At 54.6% G+C, this 19,510-nt stretch carries 19 protein-coding genes; 18 read left to right on the top strand and 1 reads right to left on the bottom strand.

Annotated features, from left to right (window positions below; all coding sequences use genetic code 11):
- Window positions 1-22 precede the first annotated feature (22 nt).
- From B3K78_RS15785 to ispH, 8 genes are all read left to right on the top strand, one after another.
- Window positions 23-1,039, top strand: a complete 1,017-nt coding sequence (locus B3K78_RS15785) for an aspartate carbamoyltransferase (RefSeq protein ID WP_286696208.1) — start codon at window positions 23-25, stop codon at window positions 1,037-1,039.
- Window positions 1,039-1,647, top strand: coding sequence for an NUDIX domain-containing protein (locus tag B3K78_RS15780; protein WP_286696189.1), 609 nt, complete (start codon window positions 1,039-1,041; stop codon window positions 1,645-1,647). Before B3K78_RS15785 ends, B3K78_RS15780 begins: the two co-directional genes overlap by 1 nt.
- A complete protein-coding gene (murJ, locus tag B3K78_RS15775; protein WP_286696188.1) occupies window positions 1,644-3,233 on the top strand; it encodes a murein biosynthesis integral membrane protein MurJ in 1,590 nt (529 codons plus the stop codon). Before B3K78_RS15780 ends, murJ begins: the two co-directional genes overlap by 4 nt.
- A gap of 102 nt (window positions 3,234-3,335) precedes the next feature.
- Window positions 3,336-4,283 carry a bifunctional riboflavin kinase/FAD synthetase gene (gene ribF, locus B3K78_RS15770; protein ID WP_338061848.1) on the top strand — a complete coding sequence of 316 codons (948 nt, stop codon included), beginning with the start codon at window positions 3,336-3,338 and terminating at the stop codon, window positions 4,281-4,283.
- Window positions 4,284-4,319: 36 nt separating this feature from the next.
- A complete protein-coding gene (ileS, locus tag B3K78_RS15765; RefSeq protein WP_286696187.1) occupies window positions 4,320-7,139 on the top strand; it encodes an isoleucine--tRNA ligase in 2,820 nt (939 codons plus the stop codon).
- Window positions 7,132-7,638 (top strand): signal peptidase II, encoded by a 507-nt coding sequence (gene lspA / locus B3K78_RS15760; RefSeq protein WP_286696186.1) that lies wholly within the window; start codon window positions 7,132-7,134, stop codon window positions 7,636-7,638. The genes ileS and lspA overlap by 8 nt, the downstream gene beginning before the upstream one ends.
- Before the next feature lie 30 nt (window positions 7,639-7,668).
- Window positions 7,669-8,130 carry an FKBP-type peptidyl-prolyl cis-trans isomerase gene (locus B3K78_RS15755; RefSeq protein WP_286696185.1) on the top strand — a complete coding sequence of 154 codons (462 nt, stop codon included), beginning with the start codon at window positions 7,669-7,671 and terminating at the stop codon, window positions 8,128-8,130.
- Window positions 8,131-8,133: 3 nt separating this feature from the next.
- Window positions 8,134-9,081 (top strand): 4-hydroxy-3-methylbut-2-enyl diphosphate reductase, encoded by a 948-nt coding sequence (ispH, locus tag B3K78_RS15750; protein ID WP_286696184.1) that lies wholly within the window; start codon window positions 8,134-8,136, stop codon window positions 9,079-9,081.
- A gap of 18 nt (window positions 9,082-9,099) precedes the next feature.
- Here the strand turns inward: ispH and B3K78_RS15745 are convergent, their stop codons facing one another.
- Window positions 9,100-9,600 carry a GspH/FimT family pseudopilin gene (locus tag B3K78_RS15745; protein ID WP_204996812.1) on the bottom strand — a complete coding sequence of 167 codons (501 nt, stop codon included), beginning with the start codon at window positions 9,598-9,600 and terminating at the stop codon, window positions 9,100-9,102.
- A 343-nt stretch (window positions 9,601-9,943) separates the two neighbouring features.
- Here B3K78_RS15745 and pilV (B3K78_RS15740) point away from each other — a divergent pair, with 343 nt between their 5' ends.
- The 10 genes from pilV (B3K78_RS15740) (at window position 9,944) to B3K78_RS15695 (ending at window position 19,475) form a co-directional block, all read left to right on the top strand.
- Window positions 9,944-10,390: a type IV pilus modification protein PilV gene (gene pilV / locus B3K78_RS15740; protein ID WP_286696183.1), complete on the top strand. Its 447-nt coding sequence runs from the start codon at window positions 9,944-9,946 to the stop codon at window positions 10,388-10,390.
- Window positions 10,391-10,393: 3 nt separating this feature from the next.
- Complete coding sequence (locus B3K78_RS15735; RefSeq protein WP_286696182.1) at window positions 10,394-11,416, top strand: PilW family protein; 1,023 nt, start codon at window positions 10,394-10,396, stop codon at window positions 11,414-11,416.
- A complete protein-coding gene (locus tag B3K78_RS15730; protein ID WP_286696181.1) occupies window positions 11,413-11,937 on the top strand; it encodes a pilus assembly PilX family protein in 525 nt (174 codons plus the stop codon). The genes B3K78_RS15735 and B3K78_RS15730 overlap by 4 nt, the downstream gene beginning before the upstream one ends.
- Before the next feature lie 11 nt (window positions 11,938-11,948).
- A complete protein-coding gene (locus B3K78_RS15725) occupies window positions 11,949-15,731 on the top strand; it encodes a pilus assembly protein (protein WP_286696180.1) in 3,783 nt (1,260 codons plus the stop codon).
- Window positions 15,731-16,180, top strand: coding sequence for a type IV pilin protein (locus tag B3K78_RS15720; protein ID WP_286696179.1), 450 nt, complete (start codon window positions 15,731-15,733; stop codon window positions 16,178-16,180). The genes B3K78_RS15725 and B3K78_RS15720 overlap by 1 nt, the downstream gene beginning before the upstream one ends.
- 332 nt (window positions 16,181-16,512) lie before the next feature.
- Window positions 16,513-16,884 (top strand): type IV pilin protein, encoded by a 372-nt coding sequence (locus B3K78_RS15715; RefSeq protein ID WP_374972773.1) that lies wholly within the window; start codon window positions 16,513-16,515, stop codon window positions 16,882-16,884.
- The gene (locus B3K78_RS15710; protein WP_204996612.1) at window positions 16,872-17,327 is read left to right on the top strand and encodes a GspH/FimT family pseudopilin; all 456 of its coding nucleotides are present in this window, start codon (window positions 16,872-16,874) and stop codon (window positions 17,325-17,327) included. Before B3K78_RS15715 ends, B3K78_RS15710 begins: the two co-directional genes overlap by 13 nt.
- The gene (gene pilV, locus B3K78_RS15705; RefSeq protein ID WP_286696177.1) at window positions 17,327-17,890 is read left to right on the top strand and encodes a type IV pilus modification protein PilV; all 564 of its coding nucleotides are present in this window, start codon (window positions 17,327-17,329) and stop codon (window positions 17,888-17,890) included. Before B3K78_RS15710 ends, pilV (B3K78_RS15705) begins: the two co-directional genes overlap by 1 nt.
- The gene (locus B3K78_RS15700; protein WP_286696176.1) at window positions 17,887-18,927 is read left to right on the top strand and encodes a PilW family protein; all 1,041 of its coding nucleotides are present in this window, start codon (window positions 17,887-17,889) and stop codon (window positions 18,925-18,927) included. Before pilV (B3K78_RS15705) ends, B3K78_RS15700 begins: the two co-directional genes overlap by 4 nt.
- A complete protein-coding gene (locus B3K78_RS15695) occupies window positions 18,924-19,475 on the top strand; it encodes a hypothetical protein (RefSeq protein WP_204996615.1) in 552 nt (183 codons plus the stop codon). The genes B3K78_RS15700 and B3K78_RS15695 overlap by 4 nt, the downstream gene beginning before the upstream one ends.
- Window positions 19,476-19,510 lie beyond the last annotated feature (35 nt).

The raw sequence follows: 19,510 nt of genomic DNA, 5'->3' as shown, positions 1-19,510 counted from the left end.
GCAGTATAAAGGGAGAGCAGTGTTGAAATTTGCCGGTAGTCATATTCTCTCTATCAGTCAGTTTGAGCGCGAAGATATAGAGCGCGTGTTTGCGGTGGCTGATCGCATGGCGCCCTATGCGCACCGCGAGCGTATTACCAAGGTGCTCGATGGGGCAATTCTGGGGAATATGTTCTTTGAGCCCTCCACACGAACGCGGGTGAGTTTTGGCTGCGCCTTTAACTTACTCGGCGGTGAGGTGCGTGAAACCACGGGCTTTGAAAGCTCGGCCATTGCCAAAGGTGAGTCGTTATACGATACCGCGCGGGTACTCAGTGGTTACAGCGACGTGATCGTCATGCGTCACCCGGCTTCGGGCTCGGTATCGGAGTTTGCGGCGGCCAGCCGCGTGCCGGTGATTAATGGCGGCGATGGCGCCAATGAGCACCCCAGCCAGGCGCTATTGGACCTGTACACTATTCGTAAAGAGTTGCTGCACCAAGGGCGCAGTGATCTGGATGGCCTGCGGATCGCGATGATTGGCGATCTGAAATACGGCCGAACGGTACACTCACTCTGCAAATTGCTGGGCTTGTATAACAATGTCCATATTGTGTTGATTTCGCCGGATGAACTGAAAATGCCCGGTGAAATTGTTGATGCCCTGCGCAGTGCCGGCCACACGGTGATTGAATCCGATGTGATGGAAGGCAGCCTTGCCAAGGTGGATATTGCTTACTCCACTCGCATTCAGGAAGAGCGCTTTGCAAGCAAGGCTGAAGCCGATATGTATCGCGGCCGCTATCGTTTGAATCAGGCAATCTACACTCGCTACTGCGAACCCAATACGGTGATTATGCACCCGCTGCCCCGCGATTCGCGTCAAGAAGCCAACGAGCTGGACAACGACCTGAATGACAACCCTAACCTGGCAATCTTTCGTCAAGCGGACAATGGCGTGCTGGTACGCATGGCGTTGTTTGCGATGATCTTGGATGTCGTCGATCAAGTGGATAAATCGGCGCGTGATGTGAATTGGTACACCGAAAGGCGCTTCTGATGAGCCGTTTTGGTCGCGACGATGTCGAGGTGCTGGAAAAACGCAGTGCCTGGAAAGGTTTCTTTGAAATTCGCCAGCTGCGCCTGCGCCACCGATTGTTTGCCGGCGGCTGGGGCAAGCCGCTTAATCGCGAGCTTTTCGTGCGCGGTGCGGCGGTCGGCATGCTCCCCTATGACCCCGAGCGCGATGAGGTGTTGTTTGTCGAGCAATTCCGTGTTGGTGCCCTCGACAGCGGCGATTCGCCCTGGTTGCAGGAGCTTGTGGCGGGAATTATTGATACCGATGAAGCGCCCGAACAGGTCGCGCGGCGCGAAGCGCGCGAGGAGGCTGGGTTAACGGTATCTGAGCTGGAGCCGATAGCGGAGTATTTTTCCTCCCCCGGCGGCAGCGATGAATATTTTTACCTGTACTGCGGCCGCTGCAATCTGGCGGATGCCGGCGGCCTTCATGGCTTGCCGGGCGAAGGCGAAGACATTCGCGCCAAGGTCTACGGTTTTGACCAGGCGATGCAAATGCTCGCCGACGGCGAGATTAATAACGCCCACAGCCTGATCGCCCTACTGTGGCTGCAGCGCCATCGTCAGCGCCTTCGTGAGGCCTGGCAATGAGTGAGGCGGAGGCTCCTCGCGGCGGCGGACTATTGCGCTCCAGTCTGGTGGTGGGCGCCACGACGATGTTGTCGCGGGTGTTGGGATTGGCGCGCGACGTGGTCATTGCGGTGGTGCTCGGCGCCAGCGCAAACGCCGATGCTTTCTTTGTCGCCTTTAAGATCCCCAATTTTCTACGCCGCTTATTTGCCGAGGGCGCTTTTGCCCAGGCCTTTGTGCCCGTACTGTCAGAATATCGGGAGCAGCGTGACCACGCCGCTGTGCGAGAACTGCTCAATCGCGTGGTGGGGGCATTGGGTGGGGTGCTGTTGTGTATAACGATTCTCGCCGTGGTTGCCGCGCCGATGGTGGCGTCGATCTTTGCGCCGGGGTTTCGCGACGATCCGCTGAAGTTTCAGCTCACCACAGAGATGATTCGCATCACCTTTCCGTATTTGATGCTGATTTCACTGACTGGTTTTGCCGGGGCTGTTCTCAACAGTTACGGGCGCTTCGCGGTGCCCGCGTTTACGCCGGTGTTACTCAATGTCTGTTTGATTACCGCTGCCGTGGTGGCCGCGCCATACTTTGCCGAGCCCGCGATGGCGCTGGCCTGGGGTGTGCTGATGGCCGGTTGTGTGCAGTTGTTGTTCCAGCTGCCATTCTTGCAGCGCTTGCACCTGCTGCCAACACCACAGTGGCGATGGGGCGATGAGGGCGTACAGCGCATTGTGCAGCTTATGCTGCCGGCAATGTTCGGTGTATCGGTTAGCCAGATAAACCTGCTGCTCGATACTGTGCTGGCTTCTTTTCTACCCACTGGCAGTATCTCCTGGCTGTATTACTCCGATCGCTTGGTAGAGCTGCCGCTCGGTGTGTTCGCCATTGCCATCGCGACGGTGATCTTGCCCAAATTGTCTCGCCAGCGAGCCGGCGGCGACGAGCAGGCATTCTCACAGACCCTGGATTGGGCGCTGCGTGGTGTGTTGCTGATGGCGCTTCCTGCGGCGGCGGCGCTGTTGATTCTCGCCGAGCCAATACTGATTACGCTGTTTCAGTACGGTGAGTTGCAAAGCCGCGATGTCGCCATGGCCGCGCTGAGCCTGCGCGCGTACACGTTGGGCCTCATCGCCTTTATGTTGATCAAAGTATTAGCGCCCGGATTTTTTGCCTGCCAGGATACCAAAACACCGGTAAAAATCGGCATATACGCGATGGTGGCGAATATGGTGTTTAATATCGCCTTAGTCGTTCCCTTGCATTATTACCTTCAAATTGGCCACGTAGGGCTGGCCCTGGCCACCGCCATGTCGGCGTGGCTCAATGCCATGTTGCTGCTGCGTGGCTTGCTGGCGCGCCAGGTGTATCGCCCCGCGGCAGGCTGGCTGCGATACACGCTACAGCTCTGTGTTCCCGTGGTACTAATGTCGGCGTTGTTGCTGCTGTGCCGCGCGCAAATCAGCGATTGGTCGCTGTGGTCTGCCTGGCAGCGGGCGGCGGTGCTCGGCGGCGTTTGTGCAGCAGGCGGCGTGACCTACCTGCTGGGTTTGCTGCTTATGGGGCTGCGGCCCGCACAGTTGCGCGGCGGCGCTAACCCGCCGACTTAAGCGTTTTTGTCACGTGGCTGAGTAAGTTATAATCAGCCGCTTTATTACTGCTCGGCGCATTCACTGGCGACTTCGTCGCGGTGCTGATAGCGGGGCGTGCATATGGGGTCGGCCACAGGCATGGAGTTAATCCGCGGATTTCACAATTTCCGCCCGCGTCATCGCGGCTGCGTTGCTACGATTGGCGCTTTTGACGGCGTTCATCGCGGTCACCAGGCGGTGCTGCGGCAGCTGATTGATAAGAGTCGGGAGTACGGCCTGCCCTCAACAGTGGTATTGTTCGAACCCCTGCCGCGAGAATTCCTGGCGCCGGATGCCGCGCCGCCACGGCTGATGTCATTTCGTGAAAAGTTTGAGGCGATTCGCGACCTGGGTATTGATCGTGTGGTTCGCATTCGCTTTAACAACGCGTTGCGCAATATGAGCGCAGACGAGTTTATAACCAGCCTGTTTGTTAAAAATCTGGGTGCGAAATACATCGTTGTTGGTGATGACCTGCGCTTTGGTCGCGACCGAAGCGGTGATTTCGACCTGTTGCGTAAGTACGGCGCTCGCGACGGCTTTGACGTGATGGACACCGCGACCCTACTTCACGAAGGTGAGCGAGTAAGCAGTACGCGGATTCGCGAAGTGCTGGGGCAGGGCGACTTCGCCCTTGCTGAGCATCTGTTGGGCCGCCCTTATAGTATTGCCGGGCGGGTGATTGTCGGTCAGCAACTTGGTCGTACCATTGGTGCGCCGACGGCGAATATCCAATTGCGCCGCCTGCGCTCGCCGCTGTCAGGCGTGTTTGCCGTGCAAGTTGCAGGCGTGTCGGATTCTCTGCTGCCGGCGGTCGCTAACGTTGGGGTTCGCCCAACGGTGGGCGATTTGAGCAAGGCCATACTCGAGGTGCATTTATTGGATTTTGAAGGCGATCTGTATCGCCGCAATATCCGCGTGTTGTTTAGAGAAAAACTGCGCAACGAAATTAAATTTGATGGTATCGACGCCTTGAGCGAGCAAATTTCTCGCGACATCGCGCAGGCGCGACGATTCTTCTCCCTTTAACTTTTCCCTATTGCCGGGCCTTTAAGACTAGCTTTTATGAGTGATTACAAGCACACCCTGAACCTGCCAAAAACGGATTTTGCCATGAAGGCAAATTTGGCGAATCGTGAGCCGCAAGCGTTAAAGCGCTGGTACGACGAGGACTACTACGGCCAGATTCGCCGCGCGCGCGCCGGGCGGGAAAAGTTTGTACTGCACGATGGCCCTCCGTATGCCAACGGCGATATCCATATCGGCCATGCGGTTAATAAAATCCTGAAAGATATGATCGTTAAGTCTCGCACGCTAAGCGGCTTCGATGCCCCCTATGTGCCGGGCTGGGACTGTCACGGCTTGCCGATCGAGCTCAATGTCGAGAAAAAAGTGGGCAAGGTCGGGCGCAAGGTTGACGCCGCCACTTTTCGTCAGAAGTGTCGCGACTATGCCTACAAACAGGTCGATGGCCAGCGAGAGGGTTTTAAGCGGCTGGGTGTGCTGGGTGATTGGGAAAATCCCTATCTGACGATGAGCTTCGACTTTGAAGCCAATATCATTCGCGCCCTGGGGAAAATTGTTGAAAACGGCCATCTGCACAAGGGTTTCAAACCCGTGCATTGGTGTATGGACTGCGGCTCGGCGCTGGCCGAAGCCGAGGTGGAGTACAAAGACAAGACGTCGCCGGCGATTGATGTGCTGTTCCCAGTGGTGGACGCCGCGGATGCTCGCCAGCGCTGCGGGCTTGCCGATAGCGCTGACGGCGCAATGAATCTGGTAATTTGGACCACAACGCCGTGGACCATTCCGGCGAATATGGCTGTGTGCCTGCATGCCGAGCTGGACTACGTTTGGTTGTCCTATCAACGAGACGGCAACGCAGAGTTACTGCTGGTTGCTGAGGCCCTGCAGGAGTCCGTGACGAAGCGAGCGGGTATTGCCGATTACGCGGTGGTTGGCCAGTGCAAAGGAGCGGCGTTGGAGAACCTCGCTCTGCAGCACCCCTTGTATGCACGCCAAGTCCCGGTGATTTTGGGTGAGCACGTCACCACTGATGCGGGTACCGGCGCAGTGCACACCGCGCCAGCCCACGGCCAAGATGACTTTGTTGTCGGTCAAAAATATGGCTTGGATGTGTACAACCCCGTTGCGGCCAATGGTACCTACATCGAAGGTACGGAATTATTTGCCGGTCAGCATGTGTTTAAAGCGAACGAACAGGTGATCGCGGCACTGCAAGAGCGCGGTAGCTTGTTGCACAACGAGTCCTACGAGCACAGCTATCCGCATTGCTGGCGGCATAAATCGCCAATCATCTTTCGCGCGACCCCGCAGTGGTTTATCAGCATGAAGCAGGGCGGCCTGCTCGACAAAGCCATGGCCGAAGTGGATGCGGTGAACTGGATGCCAGGCTGGGGCCGGGCGCGTATTGAGTCCATGATGGGTGAGCGGCCCGACTGGTGTATCTCGCGTCAGCGTACCTGGGGCGCACCCATCGCCCTGTTTGTTCATAAAGAAAGCGCTGAACTGCATCCGCGAACGCCAGAACTGATAGAGCAGATTGCCGAGCGGGTGGAGCAGGGGGGCATTCAGGCCTGGTTTGACCTGGACGCTGCCGAGCTGCTGGGCGACGAGGCGCAGAGCTACGACAAGGTCGCGGATACCCTCGATGTATGGTTTGACTCCGGTGTTACGCACTACGCCGTATTGGCTCAGCGTGAGGAGCTGGCCTTCCCCGCAGATTTGTACCTTGAAGGCTCTGACCAGCACCGCGGCTGGTTCCAGTCCTCTATGCTCACTTCGGTGGCGGCGCAGGGCTGCGCGCCTTATAAGTCAGTGCTGACACATGGCTTCACGGTGGATGCCAACGGGAGAAAAATGTCCAAGTCCTTGGGCAATGTGGTGGCGCCACAGGAAGTGATGAATAAGCTGGGCGCAGACATTCTCCGTCTTTGGGTGGCGGCGACCGACTACCGCAATGAGATGACGGTATCGGATGAGATATTTAAACGTACTGCCGATTCCTATCGGCGCATCCGCAACACCGCGCGCTTCCTGCTTGCCAATATGGCAGGTTTTGAGCCGGGTGAGCATGCGCTGGCCAGCGACGAGATGCTCGCGCTGGATAAGTGGATCGTCCATCGCGCTGCGGTTTTGCAAGATGAACTGCTGGCCGCCTACGATGCTTATCAATTCCACGTGGTATACCAAAAGTTGCACAACTTCTGTGTGCTGGAGTTGGGCGGCTTCTATTTGGATATTATCAAAGACCGCCAGTACACCACGCCGGAAAACAGCCAGTCGCGGCGTTCGGCGCAAACGGCTCTGTACCACATTGCCGAGGCGCTGACGCGCTGGATCGCGCCGATTCTCAGCTTTACTGCCGACGAGTTGTGGCAGGTTCTGCCCGGCGAGCATCAGGGGCCGGTATTTGCCGCTGAATGGTACCAGGGCCTGCAAAAACTCTCAGACGATGACGAGATGGGCGACGCCTTTTGGCAGCGTGTGCAGAGCGTGAAAACGGCGGTCAACAAAGTGCTGGAAAACGCCCGTAACGAGGGCATTGTGGGCGGCTCCCTGCAGGCTGAAGTGACGCTGTTTTGTGACGATGAATTGATCGAGACGCTGTCGGCGCTCGGTGATGAGCTGCGCTTTGTGTTGATCACCTCTTCAGCCATGCTCGCACCGATTTCCGCGGCGAACGAGGCTGAGACGACAGAGCTGGAGGGCTTACAGGTACGCGTTGGCGCCAGTGAAGGCATGAAATGTACGCGCTGCTGGCACTATCGCGAAGACGTTGGTCAGTCGACGACGCATCCAGAACTGTGTTTCCGCTGTATAGATAACGTCGATGGTGATGGTGAGGTCCGCCACTATGCCTAATAGCGGCGCTGCGCAGCAGCGGCGGGGGCGATTGCTGTGGGTGATATTTGCCGCGGTTATTGTTCTGGTCGATCAAATTACCAAAGTTTGGGCCGACGCCAGTTTGGTGTATGGGCAGCCAAACCCCGTGTTGCCGGTGCTGGATATTACGCTGCACTACAACCCTGGAGCCGCTTTTAGCTTTTTGAGCGATGCCGGGGGATGGCAGCGTTGGTTTTTTACCGTTATCTCCGCGGCGGTAAGCGTTTACTTACTTGTGTGGCTAATGAAGCTGCGCCGACAGCAGTGGCTGTTGTCGATGGCACTGACCTTAGTGCTGGGTGGTGCGCTGGGAAACCTGTGGGACAGGGTTCGCCTCGGCCATGTTATTGATTTTATTTCGGTGCACTGGGGTAACGCGTATTTCCCCACGTTCAATATTGCCGATGCGGCGATATCGGTGGGTGCCGTGCTGTTAATCATCGATACGTTTATTCATTCAGATGCCGGCGACAAGTAAGGTCGGCATAGCGCTAACAGAGAAGCGATTATGACTATTGCGATTGGTCCGGGAACCGCCGTCACCCTGCATTTTGCTCTGCTGATGGAGGATGGTAGCGAGGTGGACTCCACCTTCGAGCGCAGCCCGGCGAGCTTCGTATTCGGAGACGGTAATTTGCTCCCCGGTGTGGAGGCGAAGCTGCAAGGCTTAACGGCAGGTCAGCAAGCGACGCTGACACTCGCCCCCGAAGATGCATTCGGCCAGCGCAACCCTGCAAATATCCAGCGTATGCCACGCAGCCAGTTTGCGGATATTGAACTCAGTGAAGGCCTGGTACTCAATTTTGCTGACGCAGCAAATACTGAGCTTCCCGGCGTGGTAAGCGCGATTGATGATGAGCAGGTCGAGATTGACTTCAACCACCCCTTGGCGGGGCAACAGCTCGGTTTCCGCGTTGAGATTCTCGACGTGCAGGTCCATGCTGGCGATGAAGAGGCCGGTGCGGAGTAAACCATGAAAATTGTTCTCGCTAACCCCCGTGGGTTCTGTGCTGGTGTGGATCGCGCTATCGAGATCGTGAATCGCGCCCTGGATGTGTTTGGCTCACCAATCTACGTGCGCCACGAAGTTGTTCACAACAAGTTTGTTGTTGAGAATCTTCGGCAGCGAGGTGCCATATTCGTCGATGAGCTGGATGAAGTGCCCGACGACAAAATCGTGATTTTCAGCGCTCATGGTGTCTCCAAAGCAGTTAGGAACGAGGCAGCGCGCCGGGGCTTGAAGGTATTTGACGCGACGTGCCCGCTGGTGACCAAGGTTCATATGGAAGTGGTCAACTACAGCAACGCCGGGCGCGAATGTGTACTGATTGGCCACAAGGGCCACCCGGAAGTTGAGGGAACGATGGGGCAGTACGACGTTAGCCAAGGCGGAAATATCTACCTTGTTGAGGATGTTGAGCAAGCGCTCAAGCTCGACGTTAAACAGCCGGAAAAATTGTCATTTGTCACGCAAACGACGCTATCCATGGACGATACGGCGGCGGTGATTGATGCCCTGCGGCAGCGCTTCCCCGCTATCGAGGGGCCGCGCAAAGATGACATTTGCTACGCCACTCAAAACCGCCAGGATGCGGTAAAAACGCTCGCCCAGCAAGCCGACTTGGTGCTTGTTGTGGGGTCTCCGAACAGCTCTAATTCGAATCGCTTACGTGAATTAGCCGAGCGCTTTGGCTGTCAGGCACAGCTGATCGACAATGAGAAAGACATCCAGCCCCAGTGGCTCAAAGAGGGCTTGCGAATCGGCATCACGGCCGGGGCCTCGGCGCCGGAAATACTGGTGAAAGCCGTGATCGACAGGCTCTGTGAGTTGGGCGCGTCAGCCCCCGAGGAGCTTGAGGGGCGCGCAGAAAATATTACTTTTTCCCTACCTCGAGAACTGCGCTGGGTTGAGGCCAATTAAGCCCTAGAGCTATCGCCACTACTCACCACAGCGGGATTCTGCCCTGCGAATTCGTCCGCCAATACTGATGACGAGCTGTCGGCCTTCTTCGCCTGTGCTAGGGCATATCGTTAGTGTACCCACCTGAAAGGCATTGCTCTTTAGGTGCGCGCTGCCGTCTGGCCGGTAGCTGATGTAGTGGCTCACATGGCGGTTGCCCGTTGCATCGACCCCGCCTAGCGGGGGAATCGTGCGAAGGATTTCTTCATCGGCACCGTGCTTGCCATTGCTGTCTGTGTCGATATAGATAATAGCGCCGTGACTCCAGTGGCCGTCAGTATTGTTAATGCTAACGGTCTGCTCAAGATAAATGGCTTGTTCGCGCGCAAATTGGGCGGCGGAATGCAGCGTGTTGGTGGCGTGGCTCAGCTGTTGCTGACGCGCAAAGCGCTGCAGTGAAGGTGCCGCACCAGCGCCGATAACGGCGGCGATACTGAGCGTCACCATCAACTCGATAAGTGTCTTTCCCTGTTCATACATCTTGGAATCCTTTCCAGTCCGTAGTGTTAGCTTTAGTTCACGGATGCATTTTTTGCAATGTCTCACTATTTGCCGCTATGTCACTAGACTGCGGAATTTGCGTATTAACACTTTGAAAGTGATCATATATCTTGCAAAAAATGGTTTTTTTTTAAGTCGATACTGGTAAAGCGCAGAAAAATCGCTCAGTGTTCGGTTCATAAAAATAAATCTACTGCATGCAACGGTGTCGTTGAGTCATGGCGGTCGCAAGGTCGAAAGATTGGGTTTCAGGGCTAAAATACCTTTTAAAGTAATCACTATGCGGCGAGGGCTTGAATGACCTTTAGCTAGGGGAGTGTAAATGATTAGCTTTCCGCGCAACCAACGAGGCGCGACGCTTATAGAAGTGCTGGTGGCATTGCTGATCACGGCTATTGGTGTCATGGGTGCGGCGGCCGTTCAGCTGAACTCTGTCAAATTCAACCAGGCGGCGAAATTCCGCTCCAACGCTGTGTTTTTGGCCAACGATATCAGTGACCGAATGCGGGCCAACCGGGTTGTCGCGTTAAAGGGCGACTACGATATTGCTATTGATGATGACGCTCCGACGGGCACGGGTGCGGTTGCCGTCGACCTGCGTGAATGGCTGGGAGAGGTTGCACTGAGGCTTCCCGCGGGCGATGGCGCGGTAATTCGCGACGATACGCGTTTCACCATCCGGATTCAGTGGAGCGAAGGTCGCTTGGAAAAGACCCGTGAAGGGTCAGCGCCCTCCCTGCAAACCTTTGATTTTGTTACGGAGCTATAAAGCGTGAATGCCCAACGAGGTTTTGGTCTGATTGAACTAATGATCGCGATCACTTTAGGGCTGATTCTGAGTACCGCGATCATTCAGGTTTTTCTTGCCTCTAGAACAAGTTATCAACTCCAGGAATCACTGTCGATGATCCAGGAGAATGCGCGTTTCGGCATGCATTTTATGGGGCGTGAAGTCAGAATGGCGGGGTATATGGGGTGTAATTCCGTCGGCAATATTGACGTTAATGTTATCGCCAAGCCAGCGACCTATGCGGCCGATTTTGTTCCCGTTAAAGGGGAGAATGATGTCGGCGCTGGGCACACTCTAGGCGCCGTTGAAGGCACCGATACGATACAAATACTCAGAGGGGGTGACGGTTCAGTGCGGCTGACTGGAAACCTGGCGCCCAATAATGCCAACGTTCAAATCGAAGACAATACCTACAATATTGCCAAAGGCGACTACGTATTGATCTCAGATTGCACATCGGCTGATATTTTCCGCGTTACCAACACGCCGAAGGAGAGTGGCAAAGGCACTGCCACTCTCACCCATGGCAACGGCTCGAATACCAGTAACCGGCTGAGCAAAATATACGGTGGCGACGCAGAGGTGTTTGGTTTTGAAGTCACCCACTTCTTTGTGCGAGACACCGGGCGTGATACCGCTGGGGGCAGGCCTGTACTCAGTCTCTACAGTCAGCAACGAGCAACGGGTAGCGGCGGTTCAATGGCAGCAGCGGTTGAGCTCGTCGAAGGGGTGGAAAATTTGCAAATCGTCTATGGCCTGGATACCGACAACGATCGAGCGATTGATAGTTACGCCGACGCATCAGCGGTGACAGATTGGCAGCAAGTGGTGAGTGCCAAGCTCGAGTTGACCCTGGTCGCGAATGATGAAGGGGTTGTGGGGCGTACCGGCTCTGTTGATGCGCAGAGCGTATACGACTCCTCTGGACAATTGCTGAGTAACACTGACGGGCGCATGAGACAGGTATTTTCATCGGTATTCGCAATAAGGAATCGCTTGCCATGATCAAAGCAAATGCGCAGCGTGGCGCGGTACTGATTGTTGCACTGGTGTTTACGGCCATTTTGACGGTCATCGGCGTTGGTGCCATGCAAAATGCCACACTCCAAGAGCGCATGGCGGGCAACAACAAGGATATCAATGTGGCATTCCAAGCTGCCGAAGTGGCCATCCGAGAGGCTGAAGCAGCAATGCCTGGTCTCTCCAGTGCTGACTTTGACGGTACAAACGGGATGTATCTTTCATGCCCGGATCCATCAGACAGTCGTCAAGCCTGCTCTGAACCGGACTGGAAGACCAAGGCCTCGACGGGGTGGGTGGTGGTTGGTGAAAAAGTCGACGACGTGAGCCGACAACCAGAGTTCATTATTGAGCAGATTAGTGCGATGACAGACCCCAACGCAGCATTGGACTCCGACAATACGGTTTCGCTGTTGGGCTTCTATCGTGTTACCGCCCGGGGCTTTGGTCTTAGTGATCGCAGTATGGTGGTTTTATCGACCACCTATAAGCGTGTTGAAAACTAGTAGGTAGTGATATGGCCTTTCGAAGAGTAAGTATTTTACCGAGCTTTCTAGTGGTCTTTGCGTTATTTGGTGTCGCAGAAGCCGTCGCGCAAAGCTGTACTATTCAGGAGAAAACGACGCGTTTTGTAGGGAAAAACAAGCAAAATGATCCCTATACATTCTCAACATTAGAGAGCATTAGCAGTGTTGTAGGAATAGAGCTCAAAAACTCAAAAAACCACTACTGCGACGCCAGTTCATATGTGATTAACGCAAATATACTGACCGTTAAGAAAAACAAAGGCAAAGATAAAAAGTGTAAGGCGAAGTTCACCGTAGAGGGGAAAAAGAAAGGCTGTACTGATAGCACGCCAGCCAATGAAATTGCCCAAAGCCCGCTCTTCTTAGCTCAAAATGCCGAGCCCAATGTGATGTATCTATTGGATGATTCGGGCTCCATGCAATTCGAACTAATGCCGGGAGAGATTATCGGCGGCAGTGCGCGATACATTTTTCCACGGGCGAACGGTATTTATGGCAGCTCTGATTATTCCAACTATGTACCCACAGTAGCGAATAATAGCCCCTACAATGCGCGCAGCCGTTCGCCGCAAGTCAACACAATATATTACGACCCTTCTACAACATACTCCCCTTGGATAAAAGCGGATGGCAGTCGCTACCCGGATGCGAACGTAAAGTGTGCTCCTCACAACCCGGAAACCAGTGGTAGCTCAAACAACCTGTCCAACTGTCGAGATCTCACGTCAACGAATAGCAATTACAACTCAAATAGTTGGGTGAACTGTAATGAGAGTGGCAGTTGTTCGCGCGACAGTAATACCCGCAATTTCTGGCCAGCGACCTATTTTTGGTACAAAGGCAGTGGCGACATGTGGTCGTGGAGTAACTATGAAAAAGTAGAAATTCGCTCGGGGCGTTCCTATAGCGGCCATGGCAGGGATGAGCGCGACGACTGTGCTGATGCTGAGAACGCTACCTGTACCTACGACGAAGAAATACAGAACTTTGCCAATTGGTACAGCTATTACCGCTCACGAGTGTCGGCAGCGCGAGCGGGTTCCGGCTTTGCTTTTGCAGAGCAAGGCGCGAACTTAAGAGTTGGCTTTGGCAGCCTTAACTCTTCAAGTCAGTCGATAGATGGTGTGTCGACCAGCGTGCTTCGCAAAGGTGTGAGAACCTTTGAAGGCAGTGACAGAGAGGCGTTTTTTGACGAATTGTACGGTTTAACGATACCGGCCGCGGGAACTCCGCTTCGCAATGCCTTGAATGCGGCCGGTAAATACTACATGCGCAAAGACTCAAAAGGCCCTTGGTCTGAGCGCCCTGGTACGAATGACAGCACTCCGGATCTGGAGTGTCGTCGGAATTACTCGGTGCTGGTGACCGACGGCTATTGGTCGGGTAGTGATGTCAGCGGTGATCCCGGCAAGAATAACGATGGCTCGAATAATCCGAGCCATTCTTCGCCCACGGGTAACAGCTACACCTATAAAGCAGCGTCGCCGTTTTCTGACAGCCGAGACGATACCTTGGCAGATGTTGCCATGTACTACTGGAAAAATGATTTGCGCAACGACCTCGATAACGTTGTGCCTGTTACAAAAGGGAACCCGGCTTTTTGGCAGCATATGGTGACGTTTGGCGTTGGCTTAGGGGTGACGGGAACGATAGACCCGGATACCGCCTTTGCCGCGATTGAGAGCGGTGCATCAATTTCATGGCCCAACCCCACCAGTGCGGATCAACATAAAATCGATGACCTGCTTCACGCGGCGGTTAATTCACGCGGCGGCTTTTTTAGTGCGGCCGACCCCGGTACGTTTGCCGATGAGTTATCGGATGCTCTGCAAGTCATTGCTAACGAAGCCAAGTCTTCCGCGTCGGCCATTGCGGCAAACTCTACGCGCCTGGATTCAGGTACCTTGGTCTATCAAGCCAGCTTTAACAGCTTGGATTGGAGCGGCAGGATGGTCGCCTACAAGGTGAATGACGATGGCACGCTGGGCGATGTGAAGTGGGATAGTCAAAAAGACAGTTATGGGTCGGTGTCGTCACGCAAGGTGTTCACTGCGGTGGGCGCGCCGGGAGCATTGACCACAACCGCGGTTGATTTTTCCACGTCGTCCTGGTCGTTGCTAGATACAACTCAGCGCGATGCGCTTCGCAATGGCGGTAGCAATGCCGACGGCCAGCTGCTTCTGAATTGGCTGCGAGGTGATCGCAGCCAGGAAGGGAAAGCGTTTAGAAGTCGCGGCGCAATACTGGGTGATATTGTTAATTCCGACCCCGCCTTTTCAGGAAATCTTGATGACTATGGTTTTCACGTGCTCTCCGGTACAGAGGGTAGCACTTACAGAACGTTTCTAAAGTCCAAGAAAGCACGCCCGCCATTCTTGGTCGTTGGGGCGAATGATGGCATGTTGCACGGGTTTCATGCAGATAATGGTAAAGAGTTGTTCAGCTTTATGCCCGCCGCATCGTATCCGGCAATTGCAGAGCTGGCCGACCCCGATTATCAGCACCGTTACTATGTAGACGGTTCGCCACGTGTGAGTGATGCCTACCTGGCGAATAAGTGGCGCACCGTAACGGTTGCTGCGATGGGGGCCGGTGGGCGGTCAGTCTTTGCGGTGGATGTCACTGACCCGGAAGCGATGAGTAAGAATAACTTCCTCTGGGAATTTTCAACCTCCAGCAGCGATACCGATAAATTGGGTGTCGCGATGAGTGCGCCCGCCATTGCGCGTCTCGCGGCGGGTAATCAGTGGGTTGCCGTTTTTGGCAACGGCTATAATTCCGGCGACAACGTAAAATTGTTTATCGTTGATCTGGCCGACGGCAAGCTGTTGAAGGCCATTGATACCGGGGTTACAGGCTCTGGAAATGGCCTCGCTTCTCCCGTGCCTGTCGACGTTGATGGCGACCGCGTAACGGATTTTGTTTATGCCGGGGATTTGCAAGGCAATTTGTGGAAATTTGATTTGCGTGGCAGTACGGCCAATAAATGGGATGTCGCGCTGAAATCCGGGTCTAAACCCGCACCGCTGTTCACTGCAGTCGATGACAATGGTGATCCTCAACCAATTACGAGCCGACCAACAGTTGGCAACCATCAAGAAGGTGGGTATTACGTTTATTTTGGTACCGGCAAGTTCTTCGAAACCGGGGATGCCAAGGTAGGCAATAGCCCGCAACTGCAGGACTTCTACGGCATTCGGGATGTCGATGCGGCGGTAAGTCGCTCGGACTTGCTCGTGCAGGATGTGATCTTCGAGCAGGTAGGCGTTACTAAAAACGGCAGTAACACCCCTTTTCAAGTACGCCTCGTGACCAATAAAGCGGCGGATGACGCTCCCGATTACGGTTGGCGCCTGCCATTGCAGCCACCGAATGATAGCGTTGAGGGCGAGCGCGCGGTATCGCGCCCGATACTGCGCAATGGCCGTATCGTGTTTACCACGCTAATACCTACTGACAATATTTGCGGGTTTGGCGGACGTAGTTGGTTGATGGAATTGGACGCGCAGACTGGCGGCCGTTACGCTGATCCGGTTCTGGATACGAACGGTGACGGGCTGATTAACGAGTTGGATGTTGTGCTCTACAACGGTGAGTACTTACCGATAAGCGGCCGCGGCAGTAACGAAATTATTAAGACCCCTGGTATCGTTGGCGCTGGTGATATCGAGTATAAGTTCACCTCAGGCAGCAGTGGCACTATCGGCATTGTGGTAGAAAAGGGTGATGACAACGGTATTGTTGGGCGACAGTCTTGGAGACAATTACAGTAATGACTCATCGTCATTTATCTCGTGGGTTTACCCTAATGGAGCTCATGATCACCGTGGCAATCGTAGCGATACTCGCCTCGATTGCCTACCCGAGTTATCAAGAGCAAGTGGCTAAGTCGCGGCGCAACGAGGCGGCCAATGCCCTGATGATTGGCGCCCAGGCGCTAGAGCGCTACTACTCCGCTAATGGTCGTTATACCACCACTGCCGGGGGGAGTGACTTGCCTGCGGTGTTTCCCTCTCGGGTGCCGGAGAATGGCGGAACGTATTACACGATATCTGCGGATGGCACACCGACAGCGAATACGTTTACCTTGATCGCAGCGCGCAGAGGTACGATGGCAGGCGACAGTTGCGGAGATTTCACTCTGGATGAAACGGGTGACATGGCGTTAAAAAACAAGCCCTCTGGATCGACTAAATCCCTGGCCGACTGCTGGCGCAGGTAGTGCCGTTATACGTAGAGATGCGGGTGTCCATACGCGTTTTTCAGAGGTGTCGAGTGGCTCGCGAAACACGTCATTTGTTTTGTACATGGCGGTAAATCTGCGTATTCTTGCCCAGTCGCTATAGAATTATAATCAAAGTGCTGGCCGTGCTGATTGGCATTTAAGCGTTTGTGCTTTTGCAAACCATCACAATGACTACGGAAAGTCGCTGGTAACTGCTACTGGCACCCCTACTCAATGCTCCATTTGTTCGGCCGATAATAATTTCCATGCTTGGGAGAAGAGGCCGAGTGCGAGCTAAAGATATTTCCGGTTTTACCCTGATTGAATTAATGATCACCGTCGCGATCATTGGCATATTGGTTGCCGTAGCGCTGCCCTCTTATCAGGAGTATGTCGTGCGCACGAATCGATCGGCAGCGCAAAACTTCGCGATGGAGGTGGCAAATATGCAAGAGCGCTTTTACTTGGACAATCGCAGTTATGCTGCCGACCTTGCTACCCTCGGCGCTTCTTTGCCGTCAGAAATTTCCGGCGCATATGTCGTTAGTGTGACGGCCGACAACACTGCTAACCCTCCTAGCTATATGATTAGCGCTGCTCCGAAGGGGACGCAGGCAAGTCGCGATGATTGCGGGACGCTTACCCTGAACAATAAGGGAGAAAAAGGTTATGCCTCGGGGGCAACGCGATGCTGGGAATAAGTAGGTTTAGAGGCTTTACGTTACTTGAGCTGTTAGTAACCTTGGCGGTAGTGGCCATCGTGACCGCCATTGCGGCGCCGTCATTCAACGACGTTATTGAGCGCCAGCGCGTTCGCAGCGCTGCCGATACCTTACGGTCTACCATTGACTTGGCGCGCAGTGAGGCAGTTAAGCGCAACGCGGTGGTTAGTGTCAGTCGAATTGGCGATAACTGGAACAAGGGGTGGCAGGTACTCGATGGTGCAACTGTACTACAGGTCGCACCGTCTCAGCCGAGCCTGACCATTACCAGCGCCGTCAATACGGTGCAGTTTAACGGCTCAGGACGGAGCAATGCCGCGGCAGAGTTCAGTCTAGTGCCCGATTCCGGGAATACCGCAAACGCCTACTGTGTGGATATAAGCCTCAGCGGCCGCCCGCGAAGCCGGAAGGGAGGCTGCTAATGCCAAAACGGCAAGTCGGATTTACCTTAGTGGAGATTCTTGTTGCCCTACTTATTGTCCTGGTCGGTTTAATGGGCGGAGCGGGCTTGATAGCGCGCTCTGTTCAGCAGGAAGTGGAGGCTTATCAGCGCTTACAGGCGCTTAATTTACTCCAGGATATGGTGAGTCGGATTAATGCAAACCGGCTTGTCGTGAGTTGTTATTCTGCGGGTGCCAATGGCTTGGCCTTAGGGCACGGTGCCTCCAACCCGCCCGCTTGCGCTCAAGGTTCTGCCGAGCAACGCGAGACCGCAGACGAGGATCTTGTGCAGTGGAATGCCGCATTGATTGGCAGCGCCCAACAAAATAAAAGTGACGAGAGTATCGGCGCGATGATTGGTGCCCGTGGTTGCATACAGCAGCTAGACGCGGCTACGCGTCAATATCGAGTGAGTGTCGCCTGGCAAGGTCTGAACGAAACCTCTGCTCCCTCTGATAACTTGACCTGTGGAAAGAACCAATACGGTGACGAAAAGCAGCGAAGAATTGTTACCGCGATCGTGCGAATTGGAGACTTAACGTGAACCTGTCTAGGCGGCAGCAACGTGGCCTTTCTTTGGTTGAGCTCATGATTGCTCTGGGTTTGGGCGCCTTTATGCTATTGGGGATTATTTCCTTAGTTGCCTCCGTCAGTCAGACCCGCACCAAGCTCTCTCTGGTATCAGGTCAAGCAGAGAGCGGGCGGTATGCTCTGCATGCACTGAATGAAGAGTTGGCACTGGCGGGTTTTCTCGGCACCTATCATCCGGGTGTTGGTGTGGCCGATTACCAGCTCGTTGACCCATGCGTAAATAGTGGCAATGCGAGTGACCTAGGTTTTGATCCGAGTACGCTTGCGCTGCCGCTTGCGGTGTCTGGCGTTGTCAGCGGTGCCGCAATGCCGGCATGTATTGGTGCAGATAGTCCGGTGGCGAACTCGCCGATGCTGAACATTCATCGTGTGGACGTTGCCGAGGTGGACGTGGCGAGCATCGCGGCGGGAAACATGACACCGTATCTGCAGGTTTCCAACTGTGAGCTAGATGCTCTGCCTTATGTACTGAATACAGACCCTGCTGCGCTTACCTTGCGGGCAAAGGGTTGCGCGTCATTAGCAAGTGCTCGCCCTTACCTCGTTCGCAGCTACTTTATAAGCGATTGTGAGGATTGTGCCGATGGTGGTGATGGTCGCCCCACACTTAAAATGCTGGAGTACAGCAGTGGGGTTCGGCGCGTACTGCCACTGGTCTCCGGCGTCGAAGACCTGCACATCGAATACGGATTAGATTTAGATATCGACGGTGGCCCCGATTGCTATGTGAGTGATCCCGGAGCCGCCGTTGCGCCCGGTGGCTGCCCGGCCGCAGAGTGGTCTAGTACGGCAACGGAAAACTGGCGGGATACCGTTGCTGTGCGAGTACATTTATTGATTCGCTCTGAAGAACCGATTTTAGCGGAGCCACTTGAAGACACCTTTGACCTTGGTCGCGCTGACAGGGTGGGGCCTTTCGACGACCGTTTTAAACGGCAAGTTGTGTCGACCGTTGTGTTAATACCTAATGTTGCGGGGCCGAGAGAATGATAAGCGTAAAGCGACAGTCAGGCTTGGTATTGATCGTAGTGCTCGTCATGCTGGGGATATTCAGCATTATCATTGTCAGCATGCTGAGCGGCAGCAATATCAATTTTAAAATAGCCGGTAATCAGCAGTATCACATCGAGTCAAAAAATGCGGCGAGTAACGCCATAGAATCTTTTGTCAGTAACCCGGCTAATTTCGCAATTCCATTGCCCGACGGGAATACGGAGTTTGGCAGCGACTTCAATGGTGATGGTAGCGACGACATGGTTGCTGTGGTCGCGCCGCCAACCTGTCTGAGTACAGACCCAATAAAACAGGTTGAACTTGATGTCGCCGACCCAGCAGATGCTCAGTGCCTAGGAACGGGTAAAAATAATACCAGCGGTGTGCTGACGGATGACGACGTTGCCCTCCAAGGCAACTCCTGGTGTACCAAAATGCGCTGGGATATCGCCGCAACAGTGGGTGACGCTAAGACTGAAAGCCGCTTGGAAATGCACCAAGGGGTGTATTTGCGCGAAGTCATTGGGACGCCCTGTTTGAATTAATTCTCCGGTTTAACCGGTGTTAGAAAGAGTGAAGG

This window comes from Spongiibacter sp. UBA1325 (assembly GCF_002306875.1).
Lineage (GTDB): Bacteria > Pseudomonadota > Gammaproteobacteria > Pseudomonadales > Spongiibacteraceae > Spongiibacter > Spongiibacter marinus.
This window is presented reverse-complemented; position numbering and strand designations above follow the sequence as displayed.